General features: G+C 66.8%; 25 protein-coding genes. 17 read left to right on the top strand and 8 right to left on the bottom strand.

Annotated elements, in window-relative coordinates:
* Positions 1–42: 42 nt before the first annotated feature.
* The 4 genes from BLR51_RS06305 to BLR51_RS06290 all read right to left on the bottom strand — a co-directional run bounded on the left by BLR51_RS06305 (position 43) and on the right by BLR51_RS06290 (position 2798).
* Entirely contained in the window at positions 43–543 is a 501-nt protein-coding gene (locus BLR51_RS06305; RefSeq protein ID WP_089845074.1) for a YciE/YciF ferroxidase family protein, read from the bottom strand.
* A gap of 140 nt (positions 544–683) precedes the next feature.
* Entirely contained in the window at positions 684–1433 is a 750-nt protein-coding gene (locus BLR51_RS06300; RefSeq protein WP_089845072.1) for an SDR family oxidoreductase, read from the bottom strand.
* A complete protein-coding gene (locus tag BLR51_RS06295) occupies positions 1433–2359 on the bottom strand; it encodes a dihydrodipicolinate synthase family protein (protein WP_089845070.1) in 927 nt (308 codons plus the stop codon). The genes BLR51_RS06300 and BLR51_RS06295 overlap by 1 nt, the downstream gene beginning before the upstream one ends.
* A 25-nt stretch (positions 2360–2384) precedes the next feature.
* On the bottom strand, positions 2385–2798 hold the full coding sequence (locus BLR51_RS06290) for a VOC family protein (RefSeq protein WP_089845068.1): 414 nt from the start codon (positions 2796–2798) through the stop codon (positions 2385–2387).
* A 350-nt stretch (positions 2799–3148) separates the two neighbouring features.
* Between BLR51_RS06290 and BLR51_RS06285 the strand changes: the two genes are divergently transcribed.
* The 12 genes from BLR51_RS06285 to BLR51_RS06235 all read left to right on the top strand — a co-directional run bounded on the left by BLR51_RS06285 (position 3149) and on the right by BLR51_RS06235 (position 11695).
* Positions 3149–3916 carry a transporter substrate-binding domain-containing protein gene (locus tag BLR51_RS06285; RefSeq protein ID WP_089845066.1) on the top strand — a complete coding sequence of 256 codons (768 nt, stop codon included), beginning with the start codon at positions 3149–3151 and terminating at the stop codon, positions 3914–3916.
* Entirely contained in the window at positions 3850–4608 is a 759-nt protein-coding gene (locus BLR51_RS06280) for an amino acid ABC transporter ATP-binding protein (protein WP_089845064.1), read from the top strand. Before BLR51_RS06285 ends, BLR51_RS06280 begins: the two co-directional genes overlap by 67 nt.
* A complete protein-coding gene (locus BLR51_RS28135; protein ID WP_242656655.1) occupies positions 4605–4871 on the top strand; it encodes an ABC transporter permease subunit in 267 nt (88 codons plus the stop codon). Before BLR51_RS06280 ends, BLR51_RS28135 begins: the two co-directional genes overlap by 4 nt.
* 14 nt (positions 4872–4885) lie before the next feature.
* Positions 4886–5275, top strand: a complete 390-nt coding sequence (locus BLR51_RS28130) for an ABC transporter permease subunit (RefSeq protein WP_242656654.1) — start codon at positions 4886–4888, stop codon at positions 5273–5275.
* Positions 5276–5283: 8 nt separating this feature from the next.
* A complete protein-coding gene (locus BLR51_RS06270) occupies positions 5284–5943 on the top strand; it encodes an amino acid ABC transporter permease (protein WP_089845062.1) in 660 nt (219 codons plus the stop codon).
* A gap of 16 nt (positions 5944–5959) precedes the next feature.
* Entirely contained in the window at positions 5960–6889 is a 930-nt protein-coding gene (locus tag BLR51_RS06265) for an N-carbamoyl-D-amino-acid hydrolase (RefSeq protein ID WP_089845060.1), read from the top strand.
* Positions 6886–8340 (top strand): dihydropyrimidinase, encoded by a 1455-nt coding sequence (gene hydA / locus BLR51_RS06260; RefSeq protein WP_089845058.1) that lies wholly within the window; start codon positions 6886–6888, stop codon positions 8338–8340. Before BLR51_RS06265 ends, hydA begins: the two co-directional genes overlap by 4 nt.
* Complete coding sequence (locus BLR51_RS06255) at positions 8337–8963, top strand: aspartate/glutamate racemase family protein (RefSeq protein WP_089845056.1); 627 nt, start codon at positions 8337–8339, stop codon at positions 8961–8963. The genes hydA and BLR51_RS06255 overlap by 4 nt, the downstream gene beginning before the upstream one ends.
* Positions 8960–9898 carry a LysR family transcriptional regulator gene (locus tag BLR51_RS06250; protein WP_230796122.1) on the top strand — a complete coding sequence of 313 codons (939 nt, stop codon included), beginning with the start codon at positions 8960–8962 and terminating at the stop codon, positions 9896–9898. The genes BLR51_RS06255 and BLR51_RS06250 overlap by 4 nt, the downstream gene beginning before the upstream one ends.
* A 91-nt stretch (positions 9899–9989) precedes the next feature.
* Positions 9990–10409: a glucose dehydrogenase gene (locus BLR51_RS06245; protein WP_242656653.1), complete on the top strand. Its 420-nt coding sequence runs from the start codon at positions 9990–9992 to the stop codon at positions 10407–10409.
* Between the two features lie 54 nt (positions 10410–10463).
* Positions 10464–10820 carry a hypothetical protein gene (locus BLR51_RS06240; protein WP_089845054.1) on the top strand — a complete coding sequence of 119 codons (357 nt, stop codon included), beginning with the start codon at positions 10464–10466 and terminating at the stop codon, positions 10818–10820.
* Positions 10821–10846: 26 nt separating this feature from the next.
* Positions 10847–11695: an SDR family oxidoreductase gene (locus tag BLR51_RS06235; protein ID WP_165616748.1), complete on the top strand. Its 849-nt coding sequence runs from the start codon at positions 10847–10849 to the stop codon at positions 11693–11695.
* Positions 11696–11717: 22 nt separating this feature from the next.
* Here BLR51_RS06235 and BLR51_RS06230 read toward each other — a convergent pair whose 3' ends face one another.
* Positions 11718–12317, bottom strand: a complete 600-nt coding sequence (locus BLR51_RS06230; RefSeq protein WP_089845052.1) for an exopolysaccharide biosynthesis protein — start codon at positions 12315–12317, stop codon at positions 11718–11720.
* A 187-nt stretch (positions 12318–12504) separates the two neighbouring features.
* Between BLR51_RS06230 and BLR51_RS27675 the strand changes: the two genes are divergently transcribed.
* Positions 12505–12663: a hypothetical protein gene (locus BLR51_RS27675; protein ID WP_165616747.1), complete on the top strand. Its 159-nt coding sequence runs from the start codon at positions 12505–12507 to the stop codon at positions 12661–12663.
* A gap of 658 nt (positions 12664–13321) precedes the next feature.
* Entirely contained in the window at positions 13322–13834 is a 513-nt protein-coding gene (locus BLR51_RS06225; RefSeq protein ID WP_089845050.1) for a sigma-70 family RNA polymerase sigma factor, read from the top strand.
* Here the strand turns inward: BLR51_RS06225 and BLR51_RS27670 are convergent.
* Positions 13831–13989 (bottom strand): hypothetical protein, encoded by a 159-nt coding sequence (locus BLR51_RS27670; RefSeq protein WP_165616746.1) that lies wholly within the window; start codon positions 13987–13989, stop codon positions 13831–13833. The two genes, BLR51_RS06225 and BLR51_RS27670, sit on opposite strands and share 4 nt — an antisense overlap.
* Positions 13990–14128: 139 nt before the next feature.
* Between BLR51_RS27670 and BLR51_RS06220 the strand changes: the two genes are divergently transcribed.
* The 3 genes from BLR51_RS06220 (at position 14129) to BLR51_RS06210 (ending at position 15323) form a co-directional block, all read left to right on the top strand.
* Positions 14129–14635, top strand: a complete 507-nt coding sequence (locus BLR51_RS06220) for a COG4315 family predicted lipoprotein (RefSeq protein WP_089845048.1) — start codon at positions 14129–14131, stop codon at positions 14633–14635.
* A 4-nt stretch (positions 14636–14639) separates the two neighbouring features.
* The gene (locus BLR51_RS06215) at positions 14640–14996 is read left to right on the top strand and encodes a BON domain-containing protein (protein WP_089845046.1); all 357 of its coding nucleotides are present in this window, start codon (positions 14640–14642) and stop codon (positions 14994–14996) included.
* A 63-nt stretch (positions 14997–15059) separates the two neighbouring features.
* A complete protein-coding gene (locus tag BLR51_RS06210) occupies positions 15060–15323 on the top strand; it encodes a hypothetical protein (RefSeq protein ID WP_089845045.1) in 264 nt (87 codons plus the stop codon).
* Between the two features lie 100 nt (positions 15324–15423).
* Here the strand turns inward: BLR51_RS06210 and BLR51_RS06205 are convergent, their stop codons facing one another.
* Both BLR51_RS06205 and BLR51_RS06200 read right to left on the bottom strand, forming a co-directional pair.
* A complete protein-coding gene (locus BLR51_RS06205; protein ID WP_089845042.1) occupies positions 15424–15999 on the bottom strand; it encodes a DUF1190 domain-containing protein in 576 nt (191 codons plus the stop codon).
* 11 nt (positions 16000–16010) lie between these two features.
* Positions 16011–17204, bottom strand: a complete 1194-nt coding sequence (locus tag BLR51_RS06200) for a glutathionylspermidine synthase family protein (protein WP_089845199.1) — start codon at positions 17202–17204, stop codon at positions 16011–16013.
* Positions 17205–17267 lie beyond the last annotated feature (63 nt).

The following is a 17267-nucleotide window of genomic DNA, read 5'->3' as shown; positions in this document are numbered from 1 at the left end:
TCGGGGCGCACCGGGGGCTTGCCGCGCGGTGCGCGGGCGGCGTCAGGCCGCCTTGTTGAGCCGGGCTTCCGCCAGATCGCTCAGCTTTTCATCCGCCGCGTGTTCCTCGCTCAGCGTCTGCTTCAGCAGCGTGGCGCAGTCGCCGCGGCCCAGTTCCTGCGACCATGCGATCAGGGTGCCGTAGCGGGTGATCTCGTAATGCTCCACCGCCTGCGCCGCAGCGGCCAGCGCCGCGTCGAGCACGTTCTGATCCGCGATCTCGCCCGAGACTTCCTCGGTTTCCTTGATGATGCCGTCGATGGCGGGGCAGGTGGTGCCCTTCACCTTTTCGCCGATCATGTCAAAGACCTGTTCCAGCCGTTCGACATGGCCACGGGTTTCCTGCAGATGCGACTGGAAGGCGTCGCGCAGCGCCCCTTCGGAGGCCTTGTCGATCATCTTGGGCAGGGTTTTTTCGATCTGGATCTCGGCATAGTAGATGTCCTGCAGCATATGCAGGTAAAGATCTTCCATCGTCTTGATGTCTTTGGAAAACAGAGCCATGAACCTGATCCCTTTCCTTGGGGGCGGGCCGTCGACCGGTGTCCGCTTCATGGCCTCTGCAACAGGGGGCGCGGCAGTTTGTTCCGGGAAAATCGCGCCAGTCCGGACAACCGGGGAAGACAGGCTCCCCCGGTCAAGGTTCAGAGGCTGCGGATCATGCCGCCATCGACGCGGATCATCGATCCGGTGATGTAGCCCGCCTGCACCGAACACAGGAAGGCCACAGCTGCCGCGAACTCCTCGGGGCGGCCATACCGCCCGGCGGGGATGGTCGCGCGCGAGGCGGCCTGCACCTCCTCCACCGACTGGCCGGATTTCTCGGCCTTGATGCCGTCAAGCTCGGCCAGACGGTCGGTGGCGATGCGCCCGGGCAGCACCATGTTGACGGTGATGCCGCGCGCCGCGACCTCTGCCGCCAGCGTCTTGGACCAGCCCGCCATGGCGCCGCGCACGCCGTTGGACAGCGCCAGCGCCGGGATCGGCACCTCGATCCCCGAGGATCCGATGGTCACGATGCGGCCCCAGCCCGCCGCTTCCATGCCCGGCAGGGCGGCATCGGTCAGCCGGAACACCGGGGTGGCCATGGCGTCGAAGGCCGCACGCCATGCCTGCGGCGACTGCCCGCGCGCAGGCCCCGCCTTGGGGCCGCCGCAGTTGTTGATCAGGATGTCCACCGGCGCGTCCGCCAGCCGCGCGGCCATGTCCGACACCGCCGCCTCATCGGCCAGATCCAGCGCCACGCCGGTGATGCCCGCGCCAGAGGCGCTGCCCGAGCGCGAGGCGGCCAGCACCTCCACCCCTTCGGCGGCCAGAAGTGCGGCACAGGCCGCGCCCAGCCCCCGGCTGCCGCCCAGCACCAGCGCGCGTTTGCCGCTCAGTCCGTAATCCATCAGTCCAGCTCCTTCAGTCTTGTGTCCAGCCGCGCCAGCAGGCGCTCCACCTCCGCCACGGTTTCCGGCGCGGGCAGGGCGCCGGGATGGCGCAGCGCCGCCGAGGCGATGGCGCCGCGCTTGGCCAGCACGTATTTGCGCACGGCCAGCCCCGCCCCCGGCTGCTGCTCATAGCGCACCAGCGGCAGATAGGCGTCAAAGATGTCCTGCGCGCGGTCCATGTCGCCCGCGGCGCACAGATCCACAACCTGCCGCAGCATTTCCGGAAAGGCAAAGCCGGTCATCGCGCCATCGGCGCCCCGGCCCATCTCCTCGGGCAGGAAGATGCCGCCATTGCCGCAAAGGATCGAGATGCGGCGCTGTCCCGCCGCCTCGGCCCGGCGCAGGGCGGTGATCTTGGGCAGGCCCGGCCAGTCCTCGTGCTTCAGCATCACCACCTGCGGCAGATCGGCGACGATGCGGTTCAGCACGGACACATCCATGCTGACCCCGGTAGCCAGCGGGAAATCCTGCACCACCACCGGCACGCCGTCGCCTGCCGCGGCACAGGCCTGGGCATAATAGCCGGTGATCTGGGCATCGGTGCGCAGCCCGCCGGGCGGGGCGATCATCACCCCGGCAGCACCCATGTCCATGACCGCCGCCGACAGTTCGGTGATGGCGGCAAGCCCGGGCGCCGACACGCCCACCACCACGGGCAGATCGCCGGCCCGCGCAATCACCCGCTCCGCCACGGCGCGGGATTCGGCCTGCGTCAGCTTCGGCGCCTCGCCCATCATGCCAAGGATGGTGAGGCCGGTCGCGCCCTTTTCGATGTAGAAGTCGGTCACCCGGTCGAGGCTCTCAACATCGATCGAACCATCGGGGTGGAAGGGCGTCACCGAAATCACGAACACGCCACGCGCGTCTTCCGTCAGCAGGGCCATGGGTCTCTCCTTTGCGGATGGGGGGTCATTTGGCGAAAAGTCCGTCGAAATCGGCAAAACCCTTGATCTCGATGGGATTGCCCGAAGGGTCGAAGAAGAACATCGTGCGCTGCTCGCCGGGCTCGCCCTCGAAGCGGATCACCGGCGGGATGTCGAAGGCCACGCCTTTTTCCTCCAGCCGGGCGGCCAGCGCCATCCAGTCCGCCAGCGGCAGCACCGCGCCCATATGCGGCATCATCACCATGTGATCGCCGACGCGCCCGCTGCGCGTGGTGGCAAAGGGCGTGCCCAGATGAAACGACAGCTGATGCCCGAAAAAGTCGAAATCGACCCATGTGTCGGTGGACCGGCCCTCGGTGCAGCCCAGCACCTCGCCGTAAAAGGCGCGTGTCTCGTCCAGATCGGTGACGTGCAGCGCAAGATGGAACAGGGAAGTCATCGGGAATCCTTCATGAGGGCCGCAGATCGCGGCGGTTCTGCCTTTTCCTTACGCACTGCCTTTCGGCGGTAAAGAGCGGCCCCTCCGCCCTCGGCCCTCCGCAGAGCCGTGACGGAGGTCAGAAAAAGCGGGGCTTCAGACCCCGTTTCCGTTAAACAAATCAACAGCATGGGTGAAAAGCGCCGCAGAGCTGCGGCACCGCGCCGGAGGCCGTCCTATAATCTGTGCTTATATTGATAATTTTATAATAATCCTGTTCTATACTGGAAAAGTGGCGCCGCTGGTGGCTTCTGAAAAGCAGGACACGCTTCAGAACGTGATCCGACAGACGCAACCAACAGGATCCTCCCATGCTGAAATCCCTCCTCCTCGCCTCCGCCGCCAGCCTCGCGCTGACCGGTGCCGCCGCCGCCGAACTCGCGCAGATCAAGCCCGAAGGCTATCGCACCGCGCTTGACGGCACCTTCGCCCCCCATGCCATGCCCACCATGTCCGGCGGTGTCGAAGGCTTCAACGTCGATCTGGCCGCCGCCATCGGCGAAAAGCTCGGCGTGCCCATGGAAGTGACCGCCGCGCAGTTTTCCGGCCTGATCCCGGCGCTGCAGGCGGGCACCTATGACTTTCTCGTCGCCCCCACCACGGTGACCGAAGAGCGCGCGCAGAACCTGCTCTTCACCGAAGGCTTCATGGACACCAACTTCCGCTTCACCGTGCCCAAGGGATCCGAGGCCGAAGGCTTCGACAGCCTCGAGGATTTCAAGGGCCTGACCATCGCCGTCAACAAGGGCTCGGTCTATGAAAGCTTCCTGACCGAACGCGCCGCCGAGATGGGCTGGACCGTGGTCGCCTTCGGCACCAACACCGATGCCATTCAGGCCATGACCTCGGGCCGGGCGGATGCCAACATGGCGGGCGCGACCGTGTCGGCATGGGCCGTGCAGAAGAACCCGCAGATCGCGCTCTCCTACGAATATGCCACCGGTCTGGTCTGGGGCCTGCCCTTCCGCAAGGATGACGTGGCCACGCGCGACCTGATCGACAGCGTGCTGGAATGCCTCAAGACCGATGGCACCATGGCGGCGCCCTCGGAAAAAGTTTCGGCCAGACCGAGGTGCTGAAGAACATCGACCTGAAGGTGCGCGAGGGCGAGCTTGTCTTCGTCATCGGCCCCTCGGGCTCGGGCAAATCCACCATGCTGCGCTGCTGCAACCGGCTGGAAGAGCCCACCAGCGGCGCCATCATGATCGAAGGCGCGCGCATCACCGACATTCCGCGCCGCGATCTGGACCGGATGCGGCTGAAGGTCGGCATGGTGTTTCAGGGCTTCCATCTTTACCCGCACATGTCGGTGCTGAAAAACGTGATGCTGGCACAGGTGCGCGCGCTGAAACGGCCCAAGCCCGAGGCGGAGGCGCGCGCGCTCGACATGCTCGATCAGGTCGGGCTGCGCCACAAGGCCGAAGCGATGCCCGCCGAACTGTCGGGTGGCCAGCAGCAGCGCGTGGCCATCGCCCGGGCGCTGGCGCTCGACCCCCGGGTGATGCTGTTTGACGAGCCGACCTCGGCGCTTGATCCGGAACTGGTGGGCTCGGTGCTCAAGGTGATGAAGGATCTGCGCCGCAAGGGCATGACCATGCTGGTGGTCAGCCACGAGATGGACTTCGCCCGCGAAGCCGCCGACCGCGTCGTGTTCATGGATGGCGGTGTGGTGGTCGAGGAAGGCCCGCCCGAACAGATTTTCGGCGCGCCGAAATCCGAACGGCTGCGCGCCTTCCTGTCCCGCGTCTCTCACCCGGCAGAGGCGGAATGATGCGGTTTCTTGACACCTTCTTCAACGGACAGGTCATCGCCAATTACCTGCCCGACCTGATCGCGGCGATGGGGGTCACGCTGGGCCTTGCCGTGGCCACCATCGTCACCGGCATCCTCTGCGGTGCGGCGCTGGCCTGCCTGCGGGTGGCGGGGATCCGCCCCGTCAACTTCCTCATCATCGTCTTTGCCGATGTCATGCGGGCGCTGCCGCCGCTGGTGCTGATCCTGATCCTGTTCTTCGGCATGCCCTCGCGGGGCTGAACCTGTCGGGCTGGATGGTGCTCTATCTCGTGCTGTCCGCCGTTCTGACCGCCTTTGCCGAGGAGATTTTCTGGGGTGGCCTGACCGCCATTCCCGCCGGCCAGTGGGAGGCGGGGCGCGCCACGGGCCTGTCCAAGGCGCAGACGCTGGTCTTCATCACCTTTCCGCAGGCCGCGCGCCGGGGCATCCCGCCGCTGGTCAACCGGGTGCTGGCCACCACGAAGCTCACCGCCCTGGGCTCGGTGATCGGGGTCAAGGAGATCCTGTCGGTCTCTTCCTCGGCGCAAAGCTTTTCCGGATCCGCCACGCCGCTGACCATGGCCGCCATCGCCTATCTGGTCCTTTTCATCCCCGCCGTCATCGCCTCGCACCGGATCGAGCGGCGCTACCACTACGCGACCTGAGAGGCGGCATGGACACTTTCATCTACACCTTCTTCAACCTCGACATCATGGCGCAGGCGCTGCCCCTGCTGCTCAAGGGGGCGGTGACCACGCTGCAGCTCTGCGCGGTGGTGATCGTGGCCGGGCTGGCGGGGGGGCTGGCGCTGGCGCTGGCCGCCCTGTCGCGCAACGCGGCTCTGCACTGGAGCGCGGTGGTCTTCATCGACCTCTTCCGCGCGCTGCCGCCGCTGGTGCTGCTGGTCTTCGTCTATTCCGGCCTGCCCTTCGCGGGGCTCCGGCTCACGCCCTTCATGGCGGTGGTGATCGCGTTTTTCCTCAACAACTCCGCCTATTTCGCCGAAGTGTTCCGCGCGGGCATCAATGCCGTGCCCAAGGGCCAGACCGAGGCCGCGCGCGCCACCGGCCTGTCGCCCGCGCAGACCATGGGCTTTGTCGTGCTGCCGCAGGCGGTGCGCAACGTGCTGCCCGACCTTCTGTCCAACACGGTGGAGGTGGTGAAGCTGACCTCGGTCGTGTCGCTGTCGGAGCTGCTTTATTCCGCCAACATGGCGCGGTCTGTGACCTATAACGCCTCGCCGCTGGTGCTTGCGGCGGGCATGTATCTGATTGTGCTCTGGCCGCTGGTCCGCGTGATCTCGCGCTACCAGCGCGGCCTTGCCGTGACCTGACCCGAAAGGACCTACCATGAGAAAAATGATGATCGCAGCCGCGCAGATCGGCGGCATCCAGAAAGCGGAAAGCCGCGAGGCGGTGGTGGCGCGGATGATCGCGCTGATGGACGCGGCCCATGCGCAGGGTGTCAAGTTTCTGGCCTATCCCGAGATGACGCTGACCACCTTCTTTCCGCGCTTCTATGTGGAGGACCGCGCCGAATTCGACCATTGGTTCGAGACGGAGATGCCCAATGCCGCCGTGCAGCCGCTGTTCGACCGGGCGCGGGACTATGGCATGGGCTTCACCTTCGGCTATTGCGAACTGACCCCCGAGGGGCAGCATTTCAACACTTCGGTCATTGTCTCGCCCGAAGGCGAGATCGTGCTGACCTACCGCAAGACCCATCTGCCCGGCCATGCCGAGTATGAACCCGAACGCACCCACCAGCATCTGGAAAAGCGCTATTTCCTGCCCGGCGATACCGGGTTCAACGTCGCGCGCAGTCAGGACGTGCTGATGGGCATGGCGATCTGCAACGACCGGCGCTGGCCGGAAAGCTGGCGGGTCATGGGGCTGCAGGGGGTCGAACTGGTCTCCATCGGCTACAACACGCCGTCGCAGAACAACCTGTCCAAGACCGAAGGGCTGGAAAAGCGGCTGTATCATCATGAACTGTCGGTCTGCGCCGGGGCCTACCAGAACTCCACCTATGCCATCGCTGTCGCCAAATGCGGGATGGAAGACGGCAATCACATGATCGGCGGCTCGATCATCGTGGATCCGGACGGCTTCGTGCTGGCCCGCGCCACCGGCGAGGGTGACGAGCTGATCGTGGCCGAGGCGGATTTCGACAAATGCGCCTTTGGCAAATCGACCGTGTTCAACTTTGCAGCGCACCGCCGGATCGAGCATTATGGCCTGATCGCCAGCCAGACCGGGGTCAAGGAGCCGCAGCAATGACATTTGATACAGTCATTCATGGCGGCACCGTCGTCACCGCGGAGGGGCAGTTTCAAGGCGATGTCGGCATCGCGCAGGGCCGCATCGCCGCCGTGGCCGAACGGATCGAGGGCGGCGCGCGCCGCATCGACGCGGGCGGGCGGCTGGTGCTGCCCGGCGGGATCGAGGCGCATGCCCATATCGCACAGGAAAGCTCGGCGGGCGTGATGTCGGCGGATGACTACCTGTCGGGGTCCATTTCGGCGGCCTTTGGCGGCAATTCCAGCTTCATCCCCTTTGCCGCGCAGCATCGCGGCCAGTCGGTGGATGAGGTCATCGCCACCTATGACGCGCGCGGCGCGCGGTCGGTCATCGATTACAGCTATCACCTCATCATCTCCGACCCGACGCCGGAGGTGCTGCAGGATCAGCTGCCGCGCGCCTTTGCCCGGGGCATCACCAGCTTCAAGGTCTTCATGACCTATGATCTGATGAATCTCGGCGATGCCGGCATGCTCGACATTCTGACCGTGGCGCGGACCCATGGCGCCATCACTATGGTCCATGCCGAAAACAACGACATGGTCAAATGGATGAACCGGCAGCTGGCGGCGCGCGGGCTGACCGCGCCAAAGTATCACGCCATTTCCCGCCCCGAACTGGCCGAGGAAGAGGCGATCCACCGCGCCATCCAGCTGGCCAAGCTGGTGGATGCGCCGCTGTTCATCGTGCATGTGTCCACCGCGCGCGGCGCCGAGATCGTGCGGCAGGAAAAGTTCAACGGCGCCCGGCTTTTTGCCGAAACCTGCCCGCAATATCTGGCGCTCACCCGTGACGATCTGGACCGCCCCGGCATGGAGGGCGCGAAGTTCATCTGCTCCCCGCCGCTGCGCGGCGCCGACACGCAGGCGGCACTCTGGCATCATATCGCGCAGGGCACGTTTGAAAGCGTGTCTTCGGATCACGCGCCCTATCGCTTTGACGAGACGGGCAAGTTCCTGAACGGTGCTGATGCGCCTTATCCCAAGATCGCCAATGGCATGCCCGGCATCGCCGCGCGCCTGCCGTGGCTGTTTTCCGAAGGCGTGGTCAAGGGCCGCATCACGGCGGAGCAGTTCGTGGCGCTGTCCTCGACCAATGCCGCGCGCACCTTCGGCTGCACCACCAAGGGCCGGATCGCCCCCGGCATGGATGCCGATATCGCCATCTGGAACCCCGAGACGCGGCGCGTCGTGACGCAGGCCGACATGCATGACAACATGGATTACACGCCGTTCGAGGGGATGGAGCTGCAGGGCGTGCCCGAGATCGTGATGACCCGCGGCGAGATGATCGTGGAGCATGGCAGCCTGAAGGCGCGCGAAGGGCAGGGGCGGTTCTTTGGCCGGGCCCCCGTGGATCCGCGTGGCAGGCAGGGCTATCTTGCGCCGGAATTTGACCCCGCGCAGAATTTCGGAACGGTGCTGCGATGAAGATCCTTGTCATCAACCCCAATTCCGCCCGCGCCGTCACCGACGGCATCGCGACGGCGCTGGCGCCCTTGGGCGATCATTTCCGCGTCTGCGATCTCGCCGACCAGCCCGCCACCATCGCCACCGAAGAAGACGTGGCGCGGGCCGGGCTGGGGGTCGCCGATCTGGTCCGGCAGCAGGAGGCGCTGGCCTATGTCACCGCCTGTTTTTCTGACCCCGGGCTTGATCTGGCGCGCAGCCTGACCCGCCGCCCGGTGATCGGCATTCAGGAGGCGGGCATCCTGACCGCGCTCGCGCGCGCCGACCGCTTCGGCATCGTGGCGCTGGGGCCAAAATCCGTGCCCCGCCACCTGCGCAAGATCCGCCAGATGGGGGTAGAGGCGCGGCTGGCGGGCGAACTGCCGCTCTCGGGCGTCTCTGCCGAAGCCTCGGGCCGCGATCCGGCGGTCTATGCCGAAGTGCTGGAGGCGGCGGCGCGCCTGCGCGACATGGGGGCGGGCGCCATCGTGCTGGGCTGTGCGGGCATGGCGCCGATCCGCGCGCGGCTGGAGGCCGAGATCGGCGTCGCCATCATCGATCCGGTGATGGCGGGGGCGGCCATGGCGCTGGGTGCCGTGTCGTGAGAACGCGTCCGGCGGATCTGCCGGATGTATCGCTGCGGCTGCTGGAGATCTTTGCCGCCATGATGCGCTGCACCACCACGGTGGAGACGGCGGAATTTCTGGGCATCTCGCAGCCCGCCGTCTCGGCGGGTCTGCGCCAGCTGGAGCATCAGCTGGGCTTTGCGCTGTTCGAACGCACGGGCCGCCGCCTGACTCCCACCGGGGAGGCGAATGACCTCTTCGAGGAAATCCGCCCGCTTTTCGGCATCCTGCGCGCCTTCACCACCCGCGCGCGGGACATCCGGTCGGGGCAGGTGGGGCGGCTGCGGGTGATGTCGACCCCGCCCTTGGGCTATTCGCTGGCACCGCGCGCGCTGCGCGCCTTTCACGCCGCCCGCCCCGAGGTGACCATCAGCTATGACGTGCGGCGGCTGGAAAACGTGCTGGACGCGGTGCAGACCGGGCAGGCCGATATCGGCATGGTGCTGAATGCCGAACGGCTGGAAACGGTGAATTCCGAACTGATCCAGCGCAGCCAGATGATCGTGCTGCTGCCCGGGGATGACCCGCTGGCGCGGCAGCCCTTCGTCACCGCCGCAGCCCTGTCGGGGCGGCAGATCGTCGGCATCGATCAGGCCTCGCAGCTGGGGCGGCTGGTGGCCAAGGGCTTTGCGCAGGGCGGTGGCACCTACCATCCGGGGATCGAGGTGCGCTACTGCCAGACCGCCGCCGCACTGGTGGCCGAAGGCATGGGCGTCACCGTGGTCGATCCCTATTCCGCCGAACCCTATCTGAGCCGGGGTCTGGTCTCGCGCCCCTTCGCCCCCGCCTGCGAGGTGCGCGCCTCGATGATCACCCGCAAGGGCGTGCCGCATTCCGGCCTGCTGCTGAGCTTCATGGAAGAACTGCGCCGCCAGCTGGCGCAGGGCGCGGGCACAGCGCCGCTGCCCGGCTGATCCTGTCCCGGCCAAAAGCTGCGCCGCGCGGGAACATCCGCGCCCCTGTCCTGTTCCGAGGATCACCGATCCCGCTGCGAAGGAGGACAGAATGACCGATCTGCGATCAAGACGAAGCACCGAGGGCTGGCAGACCGGCTCCCGGGCCGAAGGGGGCGGCTATGTCGCGACGGTGCTTCTGGCCATCGTGCTGGCGCTGTTTGGCGTGGCCATCCTTGGCGGCGGCATCTGGCTGATCACGCTGGGCGGCAGCTGGTATTACGCCGTGGCCGGGCTGGGGCTGTGCGTGACGGCATGGTTCCTGCTCAATGCCTCGATGATGGCGCTGTGGGTCTATCTTGCCACCTATGCCTTCACCGTGGTCTGGGCGCTGTGGGAAAAAGGGCTGGAGCCTTGGGCGCAGGTGCCCCGGCTGGTGGCGCCCACGGTCATTCTGGTGCTGGTGCTGCTGACCCTGCCGGTGCTGCGCGCGCGCCCGCAGTCGACCCGTCGCGCGGATATTGCGGGCTGACCGGCGGAGCCTTTTCGCCCGCCCGCGCGTTTCCTGCCCAGAAAGGACAGCCCAATGGCCCAATCCGACAATGAGCCCGCCCGCCCGGCGGGCGGCGAGGCCGCGCGCCTGCGCGACCGCATCGACCGCGGGGAAACCGGCGACAAGGTCGATTTCAGCGACCCTTCCGCCGCGCCGCTTGGCACCGATGACGAGGCGGGCACCAACAGCGTCGATCCGGCGCAGCTGCGCCACGCCAAAGCCGCCGAAACCGCGCATGGCCCGACCAAGGGTGCCGCCAAGCATGTGGCCGAGACCGACAAGGCCGGTCCCGCCGATCTGCAGCGCTCGCGCCATCCGGCGTGGATGCCGTGGGCTGCGGTCGCGGTGATCGTGGTCGCCGTGGCGCTTTACCTGATGGGCGGATCCTGACCTCAACCCGAAAGGACAGACAGATAATGACCCAATATTCCGACAACCGCGTGCAGGACCAGCAGCCCGGGCTGGAGCACGAGATGTCCCCCGCGCCCGAATTCACCCCGCGCTATCCCGGCTCGGGGCGGCTTACTGGCAAGGTGGCGATCATCACCGGGGGCGATTCCGGCATCGGGCGCGCCAGCGCCGTGCTGTTCGCCCGCGAGGGCGCGGATGTGGCCATCCTTTACAAGTCCGAGGATCGCGACGCCGACACGACCCTTGAGGCAATTCGGGCCGAAGGCCGCGAGGGGCTGGCGATCAAGGGCGATGTCGGCCAGCGCGCCGTCTGCGTCGATGCAGTGCGTCAGGTGATCGACCGGTTCGGGCGGCTGGACGTGCTGGTGAACAACGCCGCCGAACAGCACGCGCAGGAGCATTTCGAGGATGTGAGCGAGGAGCAGATCGAGGCGACCTTCCGCACCAACATCTTCGGCCAGATGTTCATGGTGCAGGCAGCCCTGCCGCATCTGAAACAGGGCGCGTCGATCATCGGCATCACCTCTGTCACCGCCTATCGCGGGCAGGATCTGCTGATCGACTATTCCGCCACCAAGGGCGCGATCCTGTCTTTCATCCGGGCGCTCGCCTCCAAGCTGGCGGACCGGGGCATCCGGGTCAATGGCGTGGCGCCGGGGCCGATCTGGACACCGCTGATCCCGGCGTCCTTCCCGCCCGACAAGGTCGAGAGCTTTGGTCAGGGCACCAAGCTGGGCCGCCCCGGCCAGCCCAACGAGGTGGCGCCTTCGGTGCTGTTTCTGGCCTGCGAGGATGGATCCTACATGACCGGCCACGTGCTGCATCCCGATGGCGGCGCGTCCGTGGCGGACTGACCCACGCGGGGGGCGGGTGGTCTCAGACCACCTGCACCCCGACCCAGACCGCAGCCCCGATCACCGCCAGCGCCAGCAGCGCCAGCAGCCCGTCGCGCACCAGCAGCGTCATTGCCAGCAGCACCACGGCGGCGCCAAGGATTGACGAGGTGAAGGGCACCAGTTCCAGCACCGGCATGGCGATGCCGCACAGCACGCAGGCCAGATGCAGCAGCCGGTCCATGGGCGGCCTGACCAGAACGCTCAGCCGCTTGCCGGTATGCGCGTCCAGCCAGTCCGCCGGTTTGCGCAGGCTGTCCGCCGCCTTGCGCAGCCTGTCCGAGGGCACGCGGCGCTTCATGATCCAGCGGGGCAGCCACAGGTGGCGCCGCCCCAGCAGCATCTGCCCGGCGATCAGCGCGATCAGGATGCCGCAGGTGCTGGAGAACAGCGGCACGCCCGACAGCGGCGTGACCACCGCCAGCGCGGGGACCAGCAGCACCGGCACAAAAGAGGCATGGCCCAGGCCTTCGACCACGTCATTGAGCGAGGTTTCCTCCTTGTTGGCGGCATCGTGCAGGCGGTCGACCACACCCCGCAGGGTGGTGGGGCTGTCGGGGGTCTGGCGGTTCGGATCGGTCATAACGGCTCCGTCATGCGGGGGAGGGCTCTGTCCTGAACCAACCGGGACGGGTCCTGTTCCCGCGCGCAGCGGGGGGATTCCGCAGCGGATCCGGAAAAAGATCGCCCCCCGCCGGGGCCAGAGTGATCCGCTGCCGCCGGACCTGCGTAATAGTTGGGCTTGCGCACTAAAGACGGACCATGCCGCCATGACAAACCCTCATCTGACCAAGCCCGCCCCCGACGTTCTGGACGTCGAGCTGAACCGCCAGCTTGAGGCGATCGCAAAAGAAGACGTGCCCGACCGCCTGCTGGACCTTGCCCGGCAGCTGCAGGTCCATCTGCGCAAACCCTCCGGCCAAGACTGACCTATCCCGCCCGCCCGCGCTGCGCGGCACAGACTGCCGAAAAGCCGCAGCGGCACAGAAAATCTGTCGGTTTTGCGCATTTCCTGAAATTGTGCTGGAACAAAGGCCGCACACTCCTGTTTGCCCCGCTCGTCTTCAAGTTGAACGGGGGTGACAGATGATCGAATTATGGAGGTCAGCCAGACCTTTCGGCCTGACGGGGCCCTGCCGCGCGGCTGCGGAAATCCGCCGGGGTCCGTCAGCGGACAGAACCTGCGCGGGGGTGGCGGTTTCCCGCCGCATCGGCGCCGCACTGCCATGGCACACAGGTGCCGCAGCCGCTTACCCGCTGAGGACGTTGCGACAAATGATCCTGGCGGCCAGTCCCGCCCGTCACAGTGGCGCGGGCATTGTTGCCGGTTCCGCAACGGCATCCCCCGGCGGGGTGGGGCTGTTGCCTTGACCCGGTGGTGCACGGACCTACGATCCTGTCACAAGCGACATCGTTATCGCCCCAGACCCGTATCCTGTTGCCCGCACCTCTCCCTCCGGGGTCAGTCGCGGCAGGTGGGATCAACCGTCCCTTTGCCCCTCCTCCGTCGCGCCGCGCGGGCCGGAGCGGGTCCGGTTCCTGCCTGCACCGTCTCTGCCCCCGCAAGGAGTGAACACTGGAGCTGATATGTCTACCCAGACTGACCAAACCCTGTTTTCCGAGGATGTCATCAGCTACATCCCGGCCCTGCGTGCCTATGCGTGGACGCTTACCCGCCGCCATCAGGATGTTGATGATCTGGTTCAGGAAACCCTGACCAAGGCCATCGCCAATGTGCACCGGTTCCGCCCCGGCACCAATCTGCGCGCGTGGCTCATGACCATCATGCGCAACACGTTCTACAACGAGATCGTCAAGACCAAGCGCGAACGCCCCGGCGGCGAGGACTGCGTGTCCGGCACCGCCTCGGTTCCCAGCACGCAGGAATGGGCGCTGCGGGGCAGCGAACTGATGAGCGCAATCTCTCGCCTGCCCGCCCATTACCGCGAGACGCTGATCCTCGTGGTGATGCTGGGCGAAAGCTACGAGACCGCCGCCGAGATCTGTGGCGTGGCCATCGGCACCATCAAGAGCCGGGTGAACCGGGCTCGCGTCATGGTGATCGAAGAACTGGGCGAAAAGGTGCCGGAGCGGCTTTAGCCGCTCCGCTCCGCGTCTCTGAGCAGGGCCTGCAGCCGCAGGGCGAGCTCCAGCAGCGGGCCGGGGACCGGCCTCTGCCGCAGGCCCTGAAGGTGCAGGGCCATCAACTGATCCTGGCTCGGGCCTGTGCGGGGCGTTTTGCGGGGCTCGGTCATGCGCTGTTCCTTTCGGGTAACGGCGGGGAGCGTGGGCAGCGCCGGGGCCGGTCAGCAGGCCCGCGGCAGATGGCACGCAGGTCTGGGAACATCGGAGCGGCGGATTTGTTTCCGGTTCATCCAGACAAGGAGCTGTCCAATGTCATCCGTTCTGTCTTTCCGCAACCTTTCCCTGCTGACCGGTCTTCTGGCCCTGACCGCGCTTCCCGCCCTTGCGCAGCCGACCCCCGCCCTGTCGCTTGCGTCCAGCGAGGCGGACGGCACCCATCTTGTCGGGCCGGACGGTCGCCCGGTCTATGCCATGCTCACCAAGGGCAGCGGCGGCGATGACGAGGATCCGCTCGCCTCCTGCGGGGCCAGCTGCCTGCAGGACTGGCCGCTGCTGGTGACCGAGGGCGAGCCCAGTTTCGGCGAGGGCATCGAGGCCGCGCTGGTGGACACGAAGCCATGGCGCGGCGTCAACGTGCTGACCTATGCCGACCAGCCCCTGTTCCAGTTCCACCGCGATATCTTGGGCGAGGCTCCCGAAGGGCAGGGCATCTTCAGCTATGGCGGCTGGTGGGCGCTGGTGCGCCCCGATGGCAGTCTGGTCCGTTCCTCCACCATGCCGGAACACGGCGACACGGACGAGATGATCGAAGGATGACATCATGACCGATGCTCAGGACACCCCCGACGATCCCAAGCTGCGCCGCGTGCGGTCGGATCTGGCCGAACCCAGCCGCCCCGAGGGATATTACGGCGTGCGCCAGCCCATCCTGCCCGATCCGCCGGTCTATCCCCCGCGCGATCAGCCCACCGATGCGGATCTGCACGAGGCGATTTGCGCGGCCCTTGCGGCGGAGGGGCGGCTTGCAGGCTGCCGGATCGGCGTGGCGCTGCGTCAGGGGGTGGTGACGCTGACCGGACAGGTGCCGCGGGAATTCCAGCGCACGCTGTCCTGCGCGGTCACCGAAACCGTGGCCGGGGTGCTGACGGTCGAGAACCAGCTGGTCGTGACGGGCTGACCCTGCCCGCCGCCCCGGCCCCCCGCGCCCGCGGGCGCTTCAGAAACAGATGGGAGATTTTCCATGTCCGCTCCGGACACCAATACCAAAAAGCAGACCAAACGCCACTGGGGCCCGCTTCTGGGCATCCTGCTGGTGGTGTGTTTCGGCGTCGGCATCATCCTTTACTGGGTGGGCGAAGAGGTCGCCACCGCCCCCGAGGATGAGAGCCCCGCCACCGAAAGCCCGACCGCGACGGAAACTCAGGACGGCGACGTGAACGTGCCCGATTCCGCCCCGGTCGAGGAGGTGGAGCCGATCGATCCGCCCGCCAACCCGGATAACTGAGCGGCGGCCCGGCAGAACAGGACAGGGCGGCGCTCGGCGTCGCCCTGTCTGCTGCGCGCGCTCCGGTGGGCGCCGTGACGCCGCCCGGCCCGGTCCGGGTTCAGCCGCCGAAGCCCATGCCGCGCGATCCGCCGGTGCTGCCGAACCCCCCGCGCGAGGCGGCGGTGGTGCGGGTCATCGGCGGCTTGCCCACGGTGGTGGCGGGGCGGGCGAAAATGCCGCTGCCCATCTTGGCGCGGCCGGTATTGCTGGAAAATGCCGCGCCATTGGCATTGGTAAACCGCCCGTCGGCTGAGCGATACATCGGCTGCGCGCCCATGCCGCGCCCGCCCAGCATGTTGCCCAGCAGATAGCCCGCCAGCAGCGGCATGAAGATGCCGCCCGACCCGCCGCTGGTCGCCTGAGCCTCGCTGCCACAGGCGCCTTCGCCATGCTGTTCCTCGCAGACCTGCAGGCTGTCATAGCGCGGCGCCGTTTCCACATGCAGCTCCTCCGCCTCGGCGAAGGCGGTGTTGCACTCCTCCACCGAAAACAGCCCGCCCGTGGTCGAGGCCTCGCGGCAGCTTTCCAGATCAGGAAAGGCCTGCGCATCCACCTGTTCCTCGCGGCAGCCCGCCAGCGCAAAGGAGGCGGCGCCGACAATGGCAAGGGCCACGGTTCTGGAACGTTTTCTCATGTCTCTCCTCCTCAGTCGCGGATGAAATGCGGCTTGAACCGCGACAGGTTCTGCGTGATGCGCCCACGATCCTCGCGGATGCCGATGCCCGCGCAGGCCTGCCCCACGATCCATGCGCCGATCACCGGGTGGAACCCGTCAAAGGCGGTCAGGGGCGTATAGGCCTGCACGATGCGCGGATGCTGGCCATAGCCCGCCTCGGGGCTGGTTTCGGTCGGCGCGCCGTTTTCCACGATGGATATGGCGGCGCCTTCGCGGGAAAACAATGGCTTGATGACATGGCCCTTACGCAGCACCTCTTCGGCGCGGTCCAGCGCCGGGCTGCCCGCCTGCATCTCCGCCTCGAAAAACGCAGGCAGCAGGTTGGGATGGCCTTCGAACATCTGCCACAGCACCGGCAGCAGCCCCTTGTTGGACAGCACCGCCTTCCATGCCGGTTCCAGCATCAGACAGCCCGAGCCCGCGATGTGTTGGGCATAGTCGTCGCGCAGCAGATCCTCCCACGGATAAAGCTTGAACAGGATGCCGATGACCCGGTCCTGATCGTCGATGAACTGCCCGTCAGGGCTGAGCCCCAGCTTGTCCAGATCGGTGTAATGCGCGCCCAGATCGGCCTCGCGCGCGGCCCAGCCCATGGCCTCCACCGTGCCGTAATCCTCGGGATTGCCCGCGATGGCGGTGAAATGCAGATCGGTGCCGGGGGCGAAGGTCGCGGCGAAATGCGCCACCAGAGCCTCGTGGATGCCGTTGAACTGGTCGTCACCGTCACGCAGCACGCCCGCCGCCAGCTGATCCTCCAGCCATCCCCACTGGAAGGAGGCGCTTTCGTAAAGCGAGGTGGGGGTGTCGGCGTTGTATTCCAGCATCTTGGCCGGGCCGGTGCCGTCATAGGCCAGATCGAAGCGGCCATAGATCTCGGGCTCCTGCCGGTCCCAGCTGCCCGCGACCAGATCGTGAAACTCCGCCGGGATGCCCAGCTTGGTGAGCAGCTCCTCGCTGGCGCAGATCGCGGCGGCGGCCTCGCGGCACATGCCGTGCAGTTCGGTGGCCGGATCCTCCAGATCGTCCTCGATCTCGCGCAGGCTGAACTGATAGGCCGAGCTTTCGTCCCAATAGGGTTCGCCATACATGTCGGCGAAGGTGAAGCCCAGTTCCTTGGCCTTGTCGCGCCAGTCGGGACGTTCGGAAAGCGGGATTTTCCGCATCTGCACCTCGGTTGTCTGTGTCTGCCCCTGCTGTGACAGAAAACCGGACGGGGTGCGAGCGTT

The organism is Salipiger marinus (genome assembly GCF_900100085.1).
GTDB lineage: Bacteria > Pseudomonadota > Alphaproteobacteria > Rhodobacterales > Rhodobacteraceae > Salipiger > Salipiger marinus.
The sequence above is the reverse complement of the archived record's forward strand: the minus strand, read 5'-3'. Positions and strand labels throughout refer to the sequence as shown.